The sequence below is a fragment of the Streptomyces rimosus genome (assembly GCF_008704655.1).
Taxonomy (GTDB): domain Bacteria; phylum Actinomycetota; class Actinomycetes; order Streptomycetales; family Streptomycetaceae; genus Streptomyces; species Streptomyces rimosus.
Genome location: NZ_CP023688.1, coordinates 7,301,135 through 7,317,500 on the forward strand (window position 1 = coordinate 7,301,135; position 16,366 = coordinate 7,317,500).

General features: G+C 72.0%; 18 protein-coding genes (1 of these 18 only partly in view). 10 read left to right on the forward strand and 8 right to left on the reverse strand.

Annotation, left to right across the window (positions count from 1 at the left end; genetic code table 11):
- The first annotated feature begins 76 nt into the window (after positions 1–76).
- Positions 77–2,656 (forward strand): ABC transporter ATP-binding protein/permease, encoded by a 2,580-nt coding sequence (locus CP984_RS31880; protein WP_030180491.1) that lies wholly within the window; start codon positions 77–79, stop codon positions 2,654–2,656.
- Positions 2,657–2,728: 72 nt separating this feature from the next.
- On the opposite strand, the gene CP984_RS31885 is transcribed toward CP984_RS31880, so the two are convergent.
- The 4 genes from CP984_RS31885 to CP984_RS31900 all read right to left on the reverse strand — a co-directional run bounded on the left by CP984_RS31885 (position 2,729) and on the right by CP984_RS31900 (position 6,444).
- The gene (locus CP984_RS31885; RefSeq protein WP_003986405.1) at positions 2,729–3,472 is read right to left on the reverse strand and encodes a transglycosylase SLT domain-containing protein; all 744 of its coding nucleotides are present in this window, start codon (positions 3,470–3,472) and stop codon (positions 2,729–2,731) included.
- Positions 3,473–3,834: 362 nt separating this feature from the next.
- Positions 3,835–4,536: a nitroreductase family protein gene (locus CP984_RS31890; RefSeq protein WP_176564559.1), complete on the reverse strand. Its 702-nt coding sequence runs from the start codon at positions 4,534–4,536 to the stop codon at positions 3,835–3,837.
- 16 nt (positions 4,537–4,552) lie between these two features.
- Positions 4,553–5,668, reverse strand: a complete 1,116-nt coding sequence (locus CP984_RS31895; RefSeq protein WP_003986407.1) for an S-adenosylmethionine:tRNA ribosyltransferase-isomerase — start codon at positions 5,666–5,668, stop codon at positions 4,553–4,555.
- Positions 5,665–6,444, reverse strand: a complete 780-nt coding sequence (locus CP984_RS31900; protein WP_003986408.1) for an SDR family NAD(P)-dependent oxidoreductase — start codon at positions 6,442–6,444, stop codon at positions 5,665–5,667. Before CP984_RS31900 ends, CP984_RS31895 begins: the two co-directional genes overlap by 4 nt.
- 182 nt (positions 6,445–6,626) lie before the next feature.
- On the opposite strand from CP984_RS31900, the gene CP984_RS31905 reads away from it, so the two are divergent.
- The 4 genes from CP984_RS31905 to CP984_RS31920 all read left to right on the forward strand — a co-directional run bounded on the left by CP984_RS31905 (position 6,627) and on the right by CP984_RS31920 (position 9,226).
- Positions 6,627–7,790 (forward strand): GAF domain-containing sensor histidine kinase, encoded by a 1,164-nt coding sequence (locus CP984_RS31905; protein ID WP_003986409.1) that lies wholly within the window; start codon positions 6,627–6,629, stop codon positions 7,788–7,790.
- Positions 7,791–7,809: 19 nt separating this feature from the next.
- Positions 7,810–8,460: a response regulator gene (locus CP984_RS31910; protein WP_003986410.1), complete on the forward strand. Its 651-nt coding sequence runs from the start codon at positions 7,810–7,812 to the stop codon at positions 8,458–8,460.
- Positions 8,461–8,636: 176 nt separating this feature from the next.
- Positions 8,637–8,876, forward strand: a complete 240-nt coding sequence (locus CP984_RS31915; RefSeq protein ID WP_003986411.1) for a chaplin — start codon at positions 8,637–8,639, stop codon at positions 8,874–8,876.
- A 104-nt stretch (positions 8,877–8,980) separates the two neighbouring features.
- Positions 8,981–9,226, forward strand: coding sequence for a chaplin (locus CP984_RS31920; RefSeq protein WP_003986412.1), 246 nt, complete (start codon positions 8,981–8,983; stop codon positions 9,224–9,226).
- A gap of 154 nt (positions 9,227–9,380) precedes the next feature.
- Here CP984_RS31920 and CP984_RS31925 read toward each other — a convergent pair whose 3' ends face one another.
- On the reverse strand, positions 9,381–10,202 hold the full coding sequence (locus CP984_RS31925) for a hypothetical protein (RefSeq protein ID WP_030180487.1): 822 nt from the start codon (positions 10,200–10,202) through the stop codon (positions 9,381–9,383).
- Between the two features lie 90 nt (positions 10,203–10,292).
- Between CP984_RS31925 and CP984_RS31930 the strand changes: the two genes are divergently transcribed.
- The 4 genes from CP984_RS31930 (at position 10,293) to CP984_RS31945 (ending at position 13,548) form a co-directional block, all read left to right on the forward strand.
- Positions 10,293–11,102, forward strand: a complete 810-nt coding sequence (locus CP984_RS31930) for an ABC transporter ATP-binding protein (RefSeq protein ID WP_030180485.1) — start codon at positions 10,293–10,295, stop codon at positions 11,100–11,102.
- A 79-nt stretch (positions 11,103–11,181) separates the two neighbouring features.
- Complete coding sequence (locus tag CP984_RS31935; RefSeq protein ID WP_003986944.1) at positions 11,182–11,592, forward strand: NfeD family protein; 411 nt, start codon at positions 11,182–11,184, stop codon at positions 11,590–11,592.
- A 139-nt stretch (positions 11,593–11,731) separates the two neighbouring features.
- Positions 11,732–12,682, forward strand: coding sequence for an SPFH domain-containing protein (locus CP984_RS31940; RefSeq protein WP_003986945.1), 951 nt, complete (start codon positions 11,732–11,734; stop codon positions 12,680–12,682).
- A 98-nt stretch (positions 12,683–12,780) separates the two neighbouring features.
- The gene (locus CP984_RS31945) at positions 12,781–13,548 is read left to right on the forward strand and encodes a sulfite exporter TauE/SafE family protein (protein WP_003986946.1); all 768 of its coding nucleotides are present in this window, start codon (positions 12,781–12,783) and stop codon (positions 13,546–13,548) included.
- A gap of 12 nt (positions 13,549–13,560) precedes the next feature.
- Here the strand turns inward: CP984_RS31945 and CP984_RS31950 are convergent, their stop codons facing one another.
- From CP984_RS31950 to CP984_RS31960, 3 genes are all read right to left on the reverse strand, one after another.
- Positions 13,561–14,064 (reverse strand): HNH endonuclease, encoded by a 504-nt coding sequence (locus CP984_RS31950; protein WP_003986947.1) that lies wholly within the window; start codon positions 14,062–14,064, stop codon positions 13,561–13,563.
- 462 nt (positions 14,065–14,526) lie between these two features.
- Positions 14,527–15,066: a YbhB/YbcL family Raf kinase inhibitor-like protein gene (locus CP984_RS31955; protein ID WP_003986948.1), complete on the reverse strand. Its 540-nt coding sequence runs from the start codon at positions 15,064–15,066 to the stop codon at positions 14,527–14,529.
- Positions 15,067–15,164: 98 nt separating this feature from the next.
- Positions 15,165–15,947 (reverse strand): sporulation protein, encoded by a 783-nt coding sequence (locus tag CP984_RS31960; RefSeq protein ID WP_003986949.1) that lies wholly within the window; start codon positions 15,945–15,947, stop codon positions 15,165–15,167.
- A gap of 177 nt (positions 15,948–16,124) precedes the next feature.
- Here CP984_RS31960 and CP984_RS31965 point away from each other — a divergent pair, with 177 nt between their 5' ends.
- Positions 16,125–16,366, forward strand: partial view of a DNA-3-methyladenine glycosylase gene (locus tag CP984_RS31965; RefSeq protein WP_003986950.1) — the 5' portion only. Its footprint extends 412 nt past the window's final position; the window shows 242 of its 654 coding nt (coding positions 1–242); its start codon is at positions 16,125–16,127; its stop codon lies off the right edge, out of view.

Genomic DNA, 16,366 nt, shown 5'->3' on the forward strand with positions numbered 1-16,366 from the left:
CGTGCCTGAAATAGTTCCTCACGATGTTCGCCATCCCTAGACTTCCCATACAGGGCGTCACTCGGGGGACTATGTAATGGGGCATGGAGTGCCTGAACTCGTACTCGAATTGAACGGACGGACCTGGACGCTCGACCCGTCCCGGTCCTACAGCCTGGGCCGTGATCCCCAGGGTGACATGGTGCTGGACGATGCCAGGGTCTCCTGGCGGCACGCCATCGTGCGCTGGGGCGGGCACAGTTGGGTCATCGAAGACCAGGGCAGCACCAACGGCACGTATGTGCAGGGGCAGCGCATCCACCAGCTGGAGATCGGCCCCGGCTCCGCCGTGCACCTCGGCAACGCCACCGACGGCCCGCGGCTGACCCTGTCGGGCAGCGCCGCCCCGGCCGCCGGTGTGCACAGCGCGCAGACCGCGATGGCCCAGCCGCAGGTCCAGGGCGGACCTGGATGGGCCGCGCCGCCGCAGGCCCAGCAGCCGCCGGTCCACCAGGCGCCCGCCCACCACCAGGCCCCGGCCCACCAGGTCCCGCAGCAGCAGGTCTGGAACCAGCAGCCGCAGGCCCCGTACACCCCGCAGCAGCCGCCCCAGGGCCGGCCTCCCGTGGCGCAGCAGCCCCCGGCCGACCGGTCCGGCGCCGCCGCCCCGCCGGTCTACGGCGACCGCAGCCCGACCACGTTCCACCGCCTCGACCTCGGCCGCGTCATGCGCATCGGCCGCGCGCTGGAGAACGAGCTGGTCGTCTCCGACCTCCAGGTCTCCCGGCACCACGCCGAGTTCCGCGCCACGCCCGACGGCCGCTTCGAGATCCACGACCTCGGCAGCCACAACGGCACGTACATCAACGGCCAGCCGGTACCGAAGTCGGGCAAGGCGCCGGTCGGCCCGAACGACATCATCGGCGTCGGCCACTCCACCTTCCGGCTGGTCGGCGACCGGCTGGAGGAGTTCGTCGACACCGGTGAGGTGTCCTTCTCCGCCCGCCACCTGACCGTCACGGTCGACGGCGGCAAGCAGATCCTCAAGGACGTTTCCTTCGGCGTCCCGGAGAAGTCCCTGGTGGCGGTCATCGGCCCGTCGGGGTCCGGCAAGTCCACCCTGCTCAAGGCGCTGACCGGCTACCGGCCCGCCGACCAGGGCGACGTCCTCTACGACAACCGCAACCTCTACAAGCAGTTCGCCGAGCTGCGCCAGCGCATCGGCCTGGTCCCGCAGGACGACATCCTCCACAAGGAGCTGACCGTCCAGAAGGCCCTGAAGTACGCGGCCAAGCTGCGCTTCCCCGGTGACACCGCCGAGGCCGAGCGCACCGCGCGGATCGACGAGGTGCTGCGCGAGCTCAAGCTGGACGTCCACAAGGACAAGAAGGTCACCTCGCTGTCCGGCGGCCAGCGCAAGCGCGTCTCGGTCGCCCTGGAGCTGCTGACCAAGCCGTCCCTGATATTCCTGGACGAGCCGACCTCCGGCCTGGACCCGGGCATGGACCGCGACGTCATGCAGCTGCTGCGCGGCCTGGCCGACGACGGCCGTACGGTCCTGGTGGTCACCCACTCCGTCGCCGAGCTGGCACTGTGCGACAAGCTGCTGGTGATGGCGCCGGGCGGCGGTGTGGCCTACTTCGGCCCTCCGGAAGAGGCGCTGAACTTCTTCCAGTACGACTCCTGGGCCGATGTCTTCTCCGCCTTCGAGAACTACCGCGACTACGACTGGATGGGCCGCTGGCGCGGCTCCCCGCACTACCAGATGTACGCCGCGGACATCGACGCCGTCGCCCCGCAGTCGGTGTCGGTCCAGGCACCCCCGGCCCGGATGCAGAAGTCCCAGAGCTGGGGCTCGCAGCTGTGGACCCTGATGCGGCGCTATGTCTCCGTGCTCGCCTCCGACCGCGGCTTCCTCGGTCTGATGCTGATCCTGCCGGCCGTGCTCGGCGTGGTCTCCATCCTCATCCCCAGCCAGCACGGCCTGGGCTACGGCCCCAAGGGCCCCAACCGCGACGCCAGCACCATCATGCTGATCCTCGCGGTCGGCATGTGCTTCTCGGGCGCCGCCAACTCGGTCCGTGAGCTGATCAAGGAACGGGTGATCTACGAGCGGGAACGGGCCACCGGCCTGTCCCGGTCCGCGTACCTGATGTCCAAGGTGATCGTGCTCGGGGTGGTCACCGCCATCCAGGGCGTGATCATCGCGGCGATCGGCTTCACCCCGCGCAAGATGCCCACCGAGGGCGTGCTGTTCAAGGACCTGCCCGCCGTCGAGATGGCGCTGGCGGTCATCGCGCTGGGCTTCACCTCGATGATGTTCGGCCTGATCATCTCGTCGCTGGTCAAGACCGCCGAGAAGACCATGCCGCTGCTGGTCATGTTCGCCATCGTCCAGGTGGTCTTCACCGGCGTGCTCTTCCAGCTCTTCGACACGGTCGGCGTCGCCCAGGTGGCCTGGCTGATGCCGTCGCGCTGGGCGGTGGCCGCGATGGGCGCGACCGCCGACATGAACACGCTGCTGCCGTGGGAGGCGGGCAACCCCGACCCGCTGTGGAAGCACGAGGCGAGCGTCTACGCGATGGACCTGATCATCCTGCTCGCGCTCGGCGTCGCCCTGGCCTTCGCGGTGGCCCGGCTGCTGCGCCGCCACGAGCCGGAGGTCATGCGCAAGTAACGCGTGGCACGACGAACGCCGAGGGGCGGCACCCAGTGCTGGGTGCCGCCCCTCGGCGTATGCGCGTCCGGCTCAGTACGCGGAGTTCACGTTGTCCATGGAGCCGTAGGTCGCGGCCGCGTAGTTGCAGGCGGCGACGATGTTGGCGACCGGGTCGAAGATGTCCCAGGAGGTGCCCTCGACGTGGTACGCCTGGAAGGTCGGGTCGATCACCTGGAGCAGGCCCTTGGACGGGGTGCCCTGCTGCGCGTTGGAGTCGTAGCCGTTGACGGCCTGCGGGTTGCCGGTCGACTCGCGCATGATGTTGCGGTACAGACCGTCGTAGGAGCCGGGGATGCCGTGCTTCTGCATGATGTCCAGCGACTCGCGGATCCAGCCGTCCAGGTCGTTGCTGTACGTCTTGGCCGGCTCCGGGGCCGGGGCGGCGGCGCGGTCGGCGGACCGGCTCGCGGCCTCCTTGTCCTTGCGCTCCTGCTCGGCCTTGGCCTTGGCGTCGGCCTCCTGCTTGGCCTTGGCCTCCTTCTCGGCGTCTTCGGCCTTCTTCTTGGCCTCGGCGGCGTCCTTCTCGGCCTGCTGGGCGGAGGCGTCCGCCTGCTTGCCGAGGGTCTCCGACTGGGTCTTGGCGGCGTTGTCGACCGCACTGAAGGCGACCGGCTTGACGTTCTGGCCCGCGGCCCGGTCGTTCTGCCCGGCGTCCGCCGAACCCGGGACGAGGGCGAAGACCAGTGCGGCGGCACCGGCAGCGGCGACGCCGGCGGCCGAGAGCTTGTGCGTCCGGTTCAGGCGGGCGTAGCCGGGAATGGCGTGCTTGGGCATGCGGAGTCAGACCTCTTCCAATGGGGAGCGCCGCTGTGGCCGGGATGGGCGGTGAACGCCGAGTTCTGTCCACGGCGCCGAGCGACGGCAGTCATTGTTAGCGGCCGGAAATTAGCTGAGCAAAGAGACGAAATACGATCCCGCTTAGTGGAACCCGGGGTACGGATCTCGCGTCAGCGTCGGTTCATCCCGGCGTCCGGGCCGGGTCCACCCCAGGTATGCCCCGCATCATCCAAAAGTCGTACGTGGCCGGCGAAGCCACTAATGCCCTTCGTAAGTGACGTAGGCCCTATGCGCGGCGTCACACCGGGCGAGACGTTTAGTCGCCCGGTGTGATTGCATTCGCACACTGTGTCAGTGAATTAGATCTCCACCAGCACCTGGTCCAGGGTCTTACGGACCAGATCCGGTACCCGACAGTCCTTCGCCGGATATCCCACCGGAATCACCGCGAACGCCTTCTCGTTCGCGGGCCGCCCCAGCACCTCCTGGAGGAAGCGCATCGGGCTCGGTGTGTGCACCAGGGCGCCCAGGCCCGACAGGTGCAGCGCGGACAGCAGCATGCCGACCGCGATGCCCACCGACTCGTCCACGTAGTAGTGCTTGTGCTTCGTGCCGTCCGCGCCCAGCCAGTACCGCTGCTGGAAGACCACGATCAGGTGGGGCGCCTCGGTCAGATGCGGCTTGATCTCGTCCGTGCCCAGCGGGCGCAGCGCCGCCAGCCACTCCTCGCCGAGCCGTCCCGCGTAGGAGAGACGTTCCTCCGCCTCCGCCGCCTCCCGGATGCGCCGCCGCACCTCCGGGTCCTTGACCAGCACGAACGTCCAGGGCTGCTGGTGCGCCCCGGAGGGCGCGGTGGCCGCGCAGGCGATGGCGTCCTTCACCACCTGCTCCGGCACCGGGTCGGGGGAGAACTGCCGGACGGTGCGGCGCCGGTCCATCCGCTCCCGCAGCTCGGCGGCGCGGGCCAGGGATTCGCCGGCCGGCATCCGCTCGGGGTGGTACGGCACCGACCGGTAGGGATCGCCGTGGGTCGGTGCCCAGTTCCTCGTTGGTGTCGACATGCTCCGAGTCTGGGGTTCAGGACGGCAGGATGAGGTGGAGATCCCCGAACTCGTGCCACAGGTAGCGGCGGCGGACGGCCTCCGCGTACGCCCGGCACAGCGCGTCCCCGAAATCCGCGCCCGCCGCCACCTGCCCGACCGCCGCCAGCATGAGCAGGTGCGACGCCTGCGGCTCGTGCAGTCCGGTCAGCAGCCCGTCCACCGCCCGCACCCCGCGCTCCGGGGTGACGACCAGCTCCGTCCATCCGGACGCCGCGCGGATCCGCCCGTCCGCGTCGGCGGCGGTCTCCAGCGCCCGTACGGCCGTCGTCCCCACCGCCACCACCCGGCCGCCGCCCGCCCTGGCCGCGTTGATCTGCCACGCCGTCGACGGCGGCACCGCGAAGCGCTCCGGGTACGGCGGCTCGTACGCCTCCGCCGACGCCACCCCCGTGTGCAGCGTCACCGGCGCGATCTGCACGCCCCTGCTGACCAGCCGCGCCACCAGGGAAGCGGTGAACGGCCGCGCCGCACTCGGCATCTCCGCGCTGCCGCCGCCGTCCGGCGAGCCCACCGCGAACACCGTCTGGTAGGCGTCCAGCGGCTGGTCCCGGTCCGTATAGCCGTAGCGGATCGGCCGCCCGTACCGGCGCAGCAGCTCCGCGACCGGCGCCCCGGACACCCGCGCCCACCACAGCCGTACGCCCCCGCGCTCCACCGGCGCGCGCAGCTCCAGCCGCGCCCCGCCCGGCAGCCGCACCACCGTCCCGGCCGGGCCGCCCGCCCGCTGCCGGGTGCTGCCGCAGCCGTCCGGCGTCCGCAGCTCCACCGTCCAGTCCCCGGCCGCCGCCTCCGGACGCGGATGCTGCCGGTCGGCGCGCGTCGAGAAGTGCACCACCACCGGCTCGCCGCGGCCCCGCCCGTCCCCGAGCCGGCCGTCCAGCGCCGCCGGCAGGGTCCGCGAGGTGTTCACCACCAGGACGTCCCCGGCCGACAGCAGCCGCGGCAGCTCCTTGAACGCGTGGTGCGACGGCTCCGCCGTACCCCGGCTGACCAGCAGGCGTACCGCGTCCCTGCCCTGGCCGGGCGCCCGTTGCTCGGCCGGCTCCCGCGCCGACAGCTCCGGCGGCACCCGCAGCACCTCGGCGGTCACCGGGCACCGTCCAGCAGGCCGGGCGCCGCGTACCGCCCGCTGGCCGCCCCCGCGTCCAGCAGCCGCAGCAGCGCCGGGACGACCGTCCCGGGCAGCGGGCGGCCGGCGCCGTCATCGGTGGGCACGGCCGCCGCGTACAGGTCCGTCCGCATGTCGCCCGGGTCCACCCACCACACCCGCAGCCCCGGCTCCTCGACCGCCAGCACCGCCGAGAGCTGGTCGAGCGCCGCCTTCGCCGCCCCGTAACCGCCCCAGGTCTCGTACGCCTCGGCCGCCGCGTCGGAGCTGATGTTCAGCACGGCCCCGCCCGTACTCTTGTGGGCCTCTGTCCCTGTCTGATGGCTGTTGTCCCCTATATAGGGAGAAGGCGCGGGCGTTCCGTAGAGCGACGACGCCCGTAGCAGCGGCAGCGCCTCCTGTACGAGCCCGAGCGGCGCCACCGCATTGACCTCCAGCGCCGCCCGCAGCCCGTCGAGCGCATGCTCCTCCAGCCGCACCAGCGGCTCGGCGCCCAGCACGCTCGCGTTGTTCACCAGCAGGTCCAGCCCGCCCAGCTCCCGCGCCGCCGCCACCAGCTCCGTCCGGTGCGCGGCGTCCGCCACGTCTCCGGGCAGCGCCACCACCCGCGCGCCACCCCGGCGCAGCTCCCGCGCCGCCTCCTCCAGCGGTCCGGCCGACCTGGCGTCCACCACCAGATCCCAGCCACGCGCGGCCAGCGCCGCGCCCAGCGCGCGCCCCAGCCCCTTCGATGCCCCCGTAATGATCGCCACCGGCATGGCCCCGTCCCGCCTCTCCGCCTCGACGTGCGTTCGTACCGTCACGCTAAGAACGGGACGGACCGGGCCGCCTCGGGCAGCGGGCGGGCCGGGCCAGGGCACTTCGGCCTAGGCCCGACGGCGTAAGCGGAGGGCGACGGTGGTCCGATACGGCTGTCAGTGCCCGCCGGTACGGTGATGCCATGACCAACGGACCGCGGGACGCAGACGGGCCGGGCGCCGGGATTCCCGCCGTGAGCAGCGCGATCCTCGCCATGAGCCGGCACCTGGAGGTGCGCGACGTCCTCAAGACGATCGTCGCCTCCGCCCGCGAACTCCTCGACGCCGAATACGCCGCGCTCGGCGTCCCCGACGACCACGGCGGCTTCGCGCAGTTCGTCGTCGACGGCGTCAGCGAGGAGCAGTGGAAGGCCATCGGCCCGCTGCCCCGCCAGCACGGCGTTCTCGCGGCCATGCTGCACAACGCCACCCCGGAGCGGCTCGCCGACGTCCGCACCGACCCGCGCTTCGGCGGCTGGCCCGCGGCCCACCCCGACATGTCCGACTTCATCGGCATGCCGGTCGCCGACGGCGACGAGATCCTCGGCGCGCTCTTCCTCGCCAACAAGCGCTGCCCCAAGCCCGCGGGCGGCTGCGGCTTCACCGCCGAGGACGAGCGGCTGCTCGGCATACTCGCCCAGCACGCCGCCATCGCCCTGACCAACGCCCGGCTGTACGAACGCAGCCGCGAACTGACCATCGCGGGGGAGCGCGCCCGCCTCGCCCACGAACTGCACGACGCCGTCGCCCAGAAACTCTTCTCGCTGCGGCTGACCGCGCAGGCCGCCACCGCCCTCGTCGACCGCGATCCGGCGCGCGCCAAGGGCGAGTTGCAGCAGGTCGCCGCCCTCGCCGCGGAGGCCGCCGACGAACTGCGCGCCGCCGTCGTCGAGTTGCGGCCCGCCGCCCTGGACGAGGACGGCCTCGTCGCCACCCTGCGCTCCCAGGCCCAAGTCCTGGACCGCGCCCACCACGCCCGCGTCACCTTCGAGGCCCGCGGCGTACGGGCCCTGCCGGCCTCCCAGGAAGAGGCGCTGCTGCGCGTCGCCCAGGAAGCCCTGCACAACGCCCTGCGGCACGCCCGCGCCGGCCGGGTCGAGGTGACCCTCGTACGGCACGGCCAGGGCGCCCTGCTGCGCGTCGCCGACGACGGCCGCGGCTTCGACACCCGCGCGGTGCGCCGCGCCGGACGGCACCTGGGCCTGGTGTCGATGCGCGACCGGGCGAGCGGCGTCGGCGGCCGGCTCACCGTGGAATCGGAGCCCGGCAAGGGCACCGCTGTGGAGATGGAGGTACCCGGTGGGTGACAAGGACAGGGGCGGCGCGATGGCGGACGACGGGCGGACGATCCGGGTGCTGCTGGTCGACGACCACCAGGTCGTACGGCGTGGCCTGCGCACGTTCCTGGAGGTCCAGGACGACATCGAGGTGGTGGGGGAGGCGTCCGACGGCGACGAGGGCATCGCCGCCGCCGAGCAACTGCGCCCGGACGTCGTCCTGATGGACGTCAAGATGCCGGGCACCGACGGCATCGAGGCGCTGCGCAAGCTGCGCGAACTGGACAACCCGGCGCGTGTGCTGGTCGTCACCAGCTTCACCGAGCAGCGCACCGTCGTCCCGGCGCTCCGCGCGGGCGCCGCGGGATACGTCTACAAGGACGTGGACCCGGAGGCGCTGGCCGGCGCCATCCGTTCCGTACACGCCGGGCATGTCCTGCTCCAGCCCGAGGTGGCCGGCGCGCTGCTCGCGCAGGAGGAGGGCAACAACGGCCAGGGGCGCGGCACCTCGCTGACCGACCGGGAGCGCGAGGTGCTGGCCTTGATCGCGGACGGCCGCTCCAACCGCGAGATCGCCCGGACGCTGGTGCTGTCCGAGAAGACCGTCAAGACCCATGTGTCGAACATCCTGATGAAGCTGGATCTCGCGGACCGGACCCAGGCGGCCCTCTGGGCGGTCCGGCACGGCATCGGCGCCTGACGCGCCGGATTCCGGTCCGACTATCAGGGCGCGGGCCGGTCCGCCCGCATCCCATCGGAGATTCATACCGTCGGGTGGACGTCACCCATGTGGCGCAACCCGTCCGGTGCACGGGCCGTTCTCCATGGCGTGCCGCGGGACCCGACCGCGGCCGTCGTCAGGAGAGGTCAGAAGAAGTGAAGAACATCAAGAAGGCCGTGGCCGTCACGATCGCCACGGGTGGGCTCGCCTTCGCCGGTGCCGGCGTCGCCTCCGCGCAGGGCATCGCCCAGGGCCACGCCGTCAACTCCCCCGGTGTCGCCTCCGGCAACCTGCTCCAGGTCCCGGTGCACGTCCCGGTGAACGTCACCGGCAACACCGTCACCGTCATCGGCGCCCTGAACCCGGCGTTCGGGAACCGCAGCCACAACTCCTGACGGCCGCAGTACGGCCGGCTGCCGGCACCCCCGCCCGGCGGCCCGGCCGCAGCAAGCACCCCACCACCATCCCGGCCCCGCGCCGACACGTGAGGAACACCTACATGAACACCGCCAAGAAGGCCGCTCTCATCCTCGCCACCGCCGGACTGGCCGCCGGCGCCGCCGCCGGTTCGGCCGCCGCGACCGGTCACGCGCACGCCAACGGCGCGGCCACCAAGTCCCCCGGCGTCCTGTCGGGCAACCTCGTCCAGGTCCCCGTGGACGTGCCCGTGAACGTCTCCGGCAACAGCATCAACGTCGTGGGCGTGCTGAACCCGACCCACCACAACGCCGCCGCCAACCACTGAGCCACGGCGCTCCGGACCGCGGTCACGCCGCGTCCCCCCGAAGGCCCCGCCCGACCGCCCCCGGTCCGGCGGGGCCTTCCGCGTACGGCGGATCCGGCTGCCACTTGCGTACGCCGAGGCTTTCGCCGTACGGGAAAGCCGGGCCGCCGCCCCGTCACCCCCGGCGCCGCTCGGCCTCCTCCACGGACGCGTTGTACGCCGCGACCTGCGCGCGCCGGGCCGTGCGCTCCACGGGGCGCAGCGCGGCCGCCCGCGCCGCCATCTCGGAGGCGCTCACCGCGGCGCCGTGCTCCTGCCCGTCACGGCCCGCGCCCTGCGCGATGTCGATGAGCGCGCCGACCCGCTGCGCCAGCTCCAGCACCCGCACCGCCCGCGGCGGATAGCCGGGCGCCAGCACCTGCCGGCCCGCCTCGGCCCGCGCGCGGTACGCCTCCAGGGCCGCCTGGGCGACCGGTCCCGAACCGGCCACGTCCAGCCGGGAGAGCACCTCCGTCGCCTCCCGCAGCGCCTCCGCCAGCTCCCGCTCCGCCTCGCCGAGCGAGGGGACGTCGGCGGGCGGCGCGTCCCGTATGGGGAGGCAGTGCCAGACCACCTCGATGTGCACATCGGCGCGCGGCACCCCGGCGCCCTCCGGGCCGGACTCGAACACCTCCGGGACGAGGCCCAGCGCGGCCCCGGTCGCCAGCACCGCCTCCTCGGCCTCCATCGCCCGCGCGTTGAACTCCGGCGGGCCGCTCAGCCCCAGCGGGTGCCCCGGCGCCGGCAGCGCCACCCGCAGGCCGGTCGCGCCCAGCGCGCGCAGCCGCCCCAGCGCGAGTGTCAGCCCGACCGGGCCGGGCTCCCCGGGCAGGCCGCGCACGCGGTGCACCGCGTCGTCGTCCGCGATGTGCTGCACGGCTTCATCAGGTGAGACAAGACCGGCCAAAAGGGCATTTCCCCACGCGGCCAGGCGTCCCGAACGAGGTTCATCGAGCATGCTCCCCAGCCTAAGGACAGGCACTGACAGCGAGTGGCGTAGGTTTGCAGGGGGGAGGCGCCCACAGGCGCACGAGACGACCGAGATGCAATGGGAGACAACGCGCTCATGAGCGATGTGCTGGAGCTGGTGGACGTATCCGTGGTCCGCGACGGACGGGCTCTGGTGGACCAGGTCTCCTGGTCGGTCAAGGAAGGCGAGCGCTGGGTCATCCTCGGCCCCAACGGCGCCGGCAAGACCACCCTGCTCAACGTCGCCTCCAGCTACCTCTACCCGAGCACCGGGACCACCACGATCCTCGGCGAGACGCTCGGCAAGGTCGATGTCTTCGACCTGCGCCCGCGCATCGGCGTGGCCGGCATCGCGCTCGCCGACAAGCTGCCGCGCAGCCAGACCGTCCTGCAGACCGTGCTCACCGCCGCGTACGGCATGACCGCCGGCTGGCGCGAGAAGTACGAGGACATCGACGAGCGGCGCGCCCGCGCCTTCCTCGACCGCCTCGGCATGAACGAGTACCTCGACCGGAAGTTCGGCACGCTCTCCGAGGGCGAGCGCAAGCGCACCCTCATCGCCCGCGCGATGATGACCGACCCCGAGCTGCTCCTGCTGGACGAGCCCGCGGCCGGCCTCGACCTCGGCGGCCGCGAGGACCTCGTACGCCGCCTCGGCCGGCTCGCCCGCGACCCGTACGCCCCCTCCATGATCATGGTCACCCACCACGTCGAGGAGATCCCGCCGGGCTTCACCCACGTCCTGATGATCCGCCAGGGCAAGGTCCTGACCGCCGGACCGCTCGACCTGGAGCTGACCTCCAGCAACCTCTCGCACTGCTTCGGCCTGCCGCTGGTCGTCGAGCGCAACGGCGACCGCTGGACCGCCCAGGGCCTGCCGCTTTCCTGACCATTCGGGTCATTCCTTGACCGGACGGCCCCTGTCCCGGGCCGTCCGGCGGATCTACCATGAAGGCGTGGATCCATGGGTGTGGTGGCTCGTCGCCGCCGTGGGACTGGGCATTCCGCTCGTCGTGACCGCGATGCCCGAATTCGGGATGCTCGCGGTCGGCGCCGTCGCCGGCGCCGTGACCGCGGGGCTCGGCGGCGGCACGGTCATGCAGTTCATCGTCTTCGCCGCCGTCTCGGTCGCGCTCATCGCGGTGGTCCGCCCCATCGCCAACCGGCACCGCAGCCAGCGCCCGCAGCTGGCCTCGGGCATCGACGCCCTCAAGGGCCGCTCCGCGACCGTCCTGGAACGGGTCGACGCCGCCGGCGGCCGGGTCAAGCTGGGCGGCGAGGTCTGGTCGGCCCGCGCACTGGACGCCGACCAGGTCTACGAACCGGGCCAGAAGGTGGACGTGGTGGAGATCGAAGGTGCCACGGCGGTCGTCATGTAAGAGGCCGAGCCAGTCGTCGTACGAGCGCACCGATGAGCCGAACCGCCTGCGTGACGGCCGTTCGCTCTGAAAGACTCGATCAAGCGGAAGGCCGGCCGAGGCCGCCGCAGTCAGTCACCGAGGGGTACCGGGAGCCGCAGTGGAACCGATCATCATCGTCCTGATCATCCTGGTGGTGCTCGTGTTCATCGCACTCATCAAGACGATCCAGGTCATCCCACAGGCCAGCGCCGCCATCGTGGAGCGCTTCGGCCGCTACACCCGCACCCTCAACGCGGGCCTGAACATCGTCGTGCCGTTCATCGACTCCATCCGCAACCGCATCGACCTGCGCGAACAGGTCGTGCCGTTCCCCCCGCAGCCGGTGATCACCCAGGACAACCTGGTCGTGAACATCGACACCGTCATCTACTACCAGGTCACCGACGCGCGCGCCGCGACGTACGAGGTCGCCAGCTACATCCAGGCGATCGAGCAGCTGACCGTCACCACCCTGCGCAACATCATCGGCGGCATGGACCTGGAGCGGACCCTGACCTCCCGCGAGGAGATCAACGCGGCGCTGCGCGGCGTCCTGGACGAGGCCACCGGCAAGTGGGGCATCCGCGTCAACCGCGTCGAGCTGAAGGCGATCGAGCCGCCCACCTCCATCCAGGACTCGATGGAGAAGCAGATGCGCGCCGACCGGGACAAGCGCGCGGCGATCCTCCAGGCCGAAGGTGTCCGGCAGTCCCAGATCCTCACCGCCGAGGGTGAGAAGCAGTCCTCGATCCTGCGCGCCGAAGGTGAGGCCAAGGCCGCCGCGCTGCGCGCCGAGGGCGAGGCCCAGGCGATCCGGGTGGTCTTCGAGTCGATCCACGCCGGCGACCCGGACCAGAAGCTGCTGTCGTACCAGTACCTCCAGATGCTGCCGAAGATCGCCGAGGGCGACGCCAACAAGCTCTGGATCGTGCCCAGCGAGATCGGCGACGCCCTCAAGGGCCTCGGCGGCGCCATCAACAGCTTCAACCCCGCGGGCGGCGGCGCCCCGGCCGGCGGCCCCGGCATGAGCAAGTCCGCCCCGCACCGCGAGCAGCCGCCCATCGACTGACCGGCTCCCCTCAGGGCCCGTTCCCGGCGGAACCGCTGTTCCAGGGGCGGGCCCTGATGCATGATCGGACCCTACCGATCATGTACGAGGGAGATCGCATGACCATGTGGGAAGCGCTCGCCGTCTTCGCGGCGGGCGGCGCCGCCGGGGCGATCAACGTCGTGGTCGGCTCCGGAACCCTGATCACCTTCCCGGTCCTGCTGGCCACCGGCCTGCCACCGGTCACCGCCAACGTCTCCAACACCCTCGGCCTGGTGCCCGGTTCACTCAGCGGCGCCATCGGCTACCGCCGCGAACTGGCCGGACAGGGGCGCCGCATACGCCGCTTCGGCGCCGCGGCCCTGGCCGGCGGGCTGATCGGCGCGGCCCTGCTCCTGCTGCTGCCCTCCGACGCCTTCGACGCGATCGTGCCCGTACTGATCGCCGTCGCCCTCGTCCTCGTCGTCGTACAGCCCCGACTCGCCGCCGCGCTGCGCGCCCGCCGCGCACGCAACGGCACCACCGCCCGTACGGACGGTGGTGCCCTGCTGCTGACCGGAATCCTCTTCGCGAGCATGTACGGCGGCTACTTCGGCGCCGCCCAGGGAGTCATCTACCTCTCCCTGATGGGCCTGCTGCTCAGCGAGGAACTGCAACGCCTCAACGCCGTCAAGAACGTCCTGTCCCTGCTCGTCAACGGCGTCGCCGCGCTCTTCTTCCTCTTCGCCGCGCCCATCGACTGGCTCGCCGTCGTCCTGATCGCCACCGGCTCGGCCCTCGGCGGCCTGATCGGCGCCAGGATCGGCCGCCGGCTGCGGCCGGCCGTACTGCGCGGGGTGATCGTCGCCGTCGGCATCGCGGCGATCACCCAGCTGCTCCTCGACTGACCCGTACGAGCGCTACGCGGGCAGCCCCAGCCAGTCCGGCAGCTCTTCCCGTACGGTCCCGGCCAGCGCCGCCACCAGCGCGTCCGCGGGCGTCGGCTCGAACGGCCGGGTCAGCAGCCGCATCCCCGCCTGCTCCGGCGTCCGGTCGGCCTTGCGGTGATTGTCCTCCGCGCAGGACGCGACCGTGTTCAGCCAGCTGTCGCCGCCGCCGCGCGAGCGCGGCACGATGTGGTCCACGGTCGTCGCCCGCCGCCCGCAGTACGCGCACCGGTGCTGGTCCCGTACGAGGACGCCCCGCCGCGACCACGCCGCCTGTCTTCGGAACGGCACCCGTACGTACCTGCTGAGCCGGATCACCCGCGGCACCGGCACCTCCACCGCGGCGGCCCGGATCCGCAGCCCCGGATGCGCCTGCTCGACCACGGCCTTGTCCTGCATCACCAGCACCACCGCACGCCGCAGCGACACCGTCGCCAGCGGCTCGAAGCTGGCATTCAGTACAAGTGTTTCGCGCATCCCGTCCACCTCCCGGTCCCCGTTCGCCGCTCGGCGAAGTGGATCCACTGTGCAGCTCCAGTGATCCCCTGGACAACGCAATTTCCGCACGCCACAAGGGAGATGGGAGGTGACGGGGAGGTGAAGGTACAGATGCGTACGAGGGGGCGTGAGGAAGCGCTCGGCGGCGCGAAGGAGCGCTGGGCGGCACGCTCCGGGGTCCCGCCCCCGTGCGTACACCGGGACCCCGGAGCGTATGGCAGCCGGCGCGGACGTCCGACACGAAACGGACTCCGACAGGCGGCCGGCGACACACCTGCGCCCCGCCGCCCCCGCCACTGCGGTGCCGGCTGCCCGACGGCCGTACCGCGAGCCGTTCGCCGGTCCATGCACCACTGTGCGAGCACGGGCGCCGGGGCGCAACGGAATTAGGCCGGTGCCCGCCCGGCCGCACACGGCCGCGGCACGGACACCGGCCCCTGCTCAGCTTCCGGCCGGCACCTCGTACTCGCCGATCAGCTGCGCCCGCCCGATCGCGTGGAAGCGGAGGTTGAAGCCGACCACGGCCGGCGTCGCGTCCGCGTCCGGACCGAGCTTCTCCTGGTCCACCGCGTACACGGTGAAGACGTAGCGGTGCGGGCCGTCACCGGGCGGCGGCGCCGCGCCCGTGAAGTCCCGCGATCCCGCGTCGTTGCGTACGTGGACGGCCCCCTCCGGCAGCCCCTTCATGTCACCCGTACCGGCGCCCGCGGGCAGCTCGGTGACGGAGGCGGGGATGTCGAAGACCGACCAGTGCCAAAAGCCGCTGCCGGTCGGAGCGTCCGGGTCGAAGCAGGTGACGGCGTAACTGCGGGTCCCCTCGGGCGCGCCCTCCCACCGCAGGTGCGGCGAGGTGTTGCCCTCCGCCTGCACCTGCGCCGACGGAAGCGGGCCGCCGTCGGTCAGCCCGTCGCTCACCACGGTGAACCCGGCCACCGGCGGATGGAAATCGTGCGGGAGCGGCCGGCGCTTGAGCTCGGACACCTGGGCACCTCCTGAGTCGCGAATGGACAGCTGTCGGGCCAGGTTAGGCCCTGTGCCGAAGCCCCGGCCGGGCGCCCGGCCGGGGACGGCGCGGCCCCTCAGAACCAGTTCCGCCTGCCGCCGACCTCGGCCAGCCACTGGTTGAGGTACGCCGCCCAGTCGGTGGCCTGATGGCCGTCCAGCGGCACCACGAACGAACGGTAGGTGTCGCTGCCCTCGCTGAAGAGCCCCGGCTTCTTGTCCATCTCCAGCACCACGTCCATCTCGCGGTCGTCCGCGACGAAGGACAGCTCGACCTGGTTCAGGCCCCGGTACTGCTGCGGCGCGTAGAACTCGATCTCCTGGTAGAACGGCAGCCGCTGCCGGGTGCCCCGGATGTGCCCCTGCTCCAGGTCCGCGCTCTTGAACCGGAACCCGAGCCGGCCGAAGGCGTCCAGGATGGCCTGCTGCGCCGGCAGCGGGTGGACATGGACCGGATCGAGGTCACCGGAGTCCACCGCACGCGCGATCGCCAGCTCCGTCGTCACCCCCACGTGCATACCGTGCAGCTGCTGCCCCAGGAACGTCGTCACCGGCGTCTCCCACGGGATCTCCAGCCCGAACGGCACCGTGTGCACCGCACCGGCCTGCACCTCGAAGGCCCCGCCGAGCCGCAGCTTGGTGAATTCCACGTCCCGCTTGTACTCCTGATCGCCGCCCTCCACCTCGACGCGCGCCTGGAGGCCCACCGACAGGCCCTCGATCTGCTGGGCGACCGAACCGCCCTCGATCCGCACCTCGCCCTGCACGACCCCGCCCGGCACGACGTTCTCCTCGAAGAGCACCGTCTCCACCGATGCCCCGCCGGCCCCCAAACTGGCCAGCAGCTTCTTGAACCCCATGCTCATCCCTCCCAGGCAGACGCCTGTACCTCGTGCGACGCGCCGTGAAACCGGCCCGACCGGTCCCACGCCGGTCGGCGCGCTCCGGTTCCGTGTGCCACACCTTCCCAACGGCGGCACCCGGTGGGAAGTCGCGCGCCCGATGGTTCGCGTCGCTCTCCGTTACCCTTGATCCGCATGATCGTCGCACCGGACCGCCGACCGCTCACGCGGGACTTCTTCGACCGTCCCGTCCTGGACGTCGCGCCTGAGCTGCTCGGCCGCACTCTCGTACGCCGTACGCCGCAGGGGCCGATCGAGCTGCGCATCACGGAGGTGGAGGCCTACAACGGGTCGTCCGACCCGGGTTCGCACGCCTACCGGGGCCGCACCGCGCGCAACGCCTCGATGTTCGGCCCGCCCGGTCACGCGTACGTGTA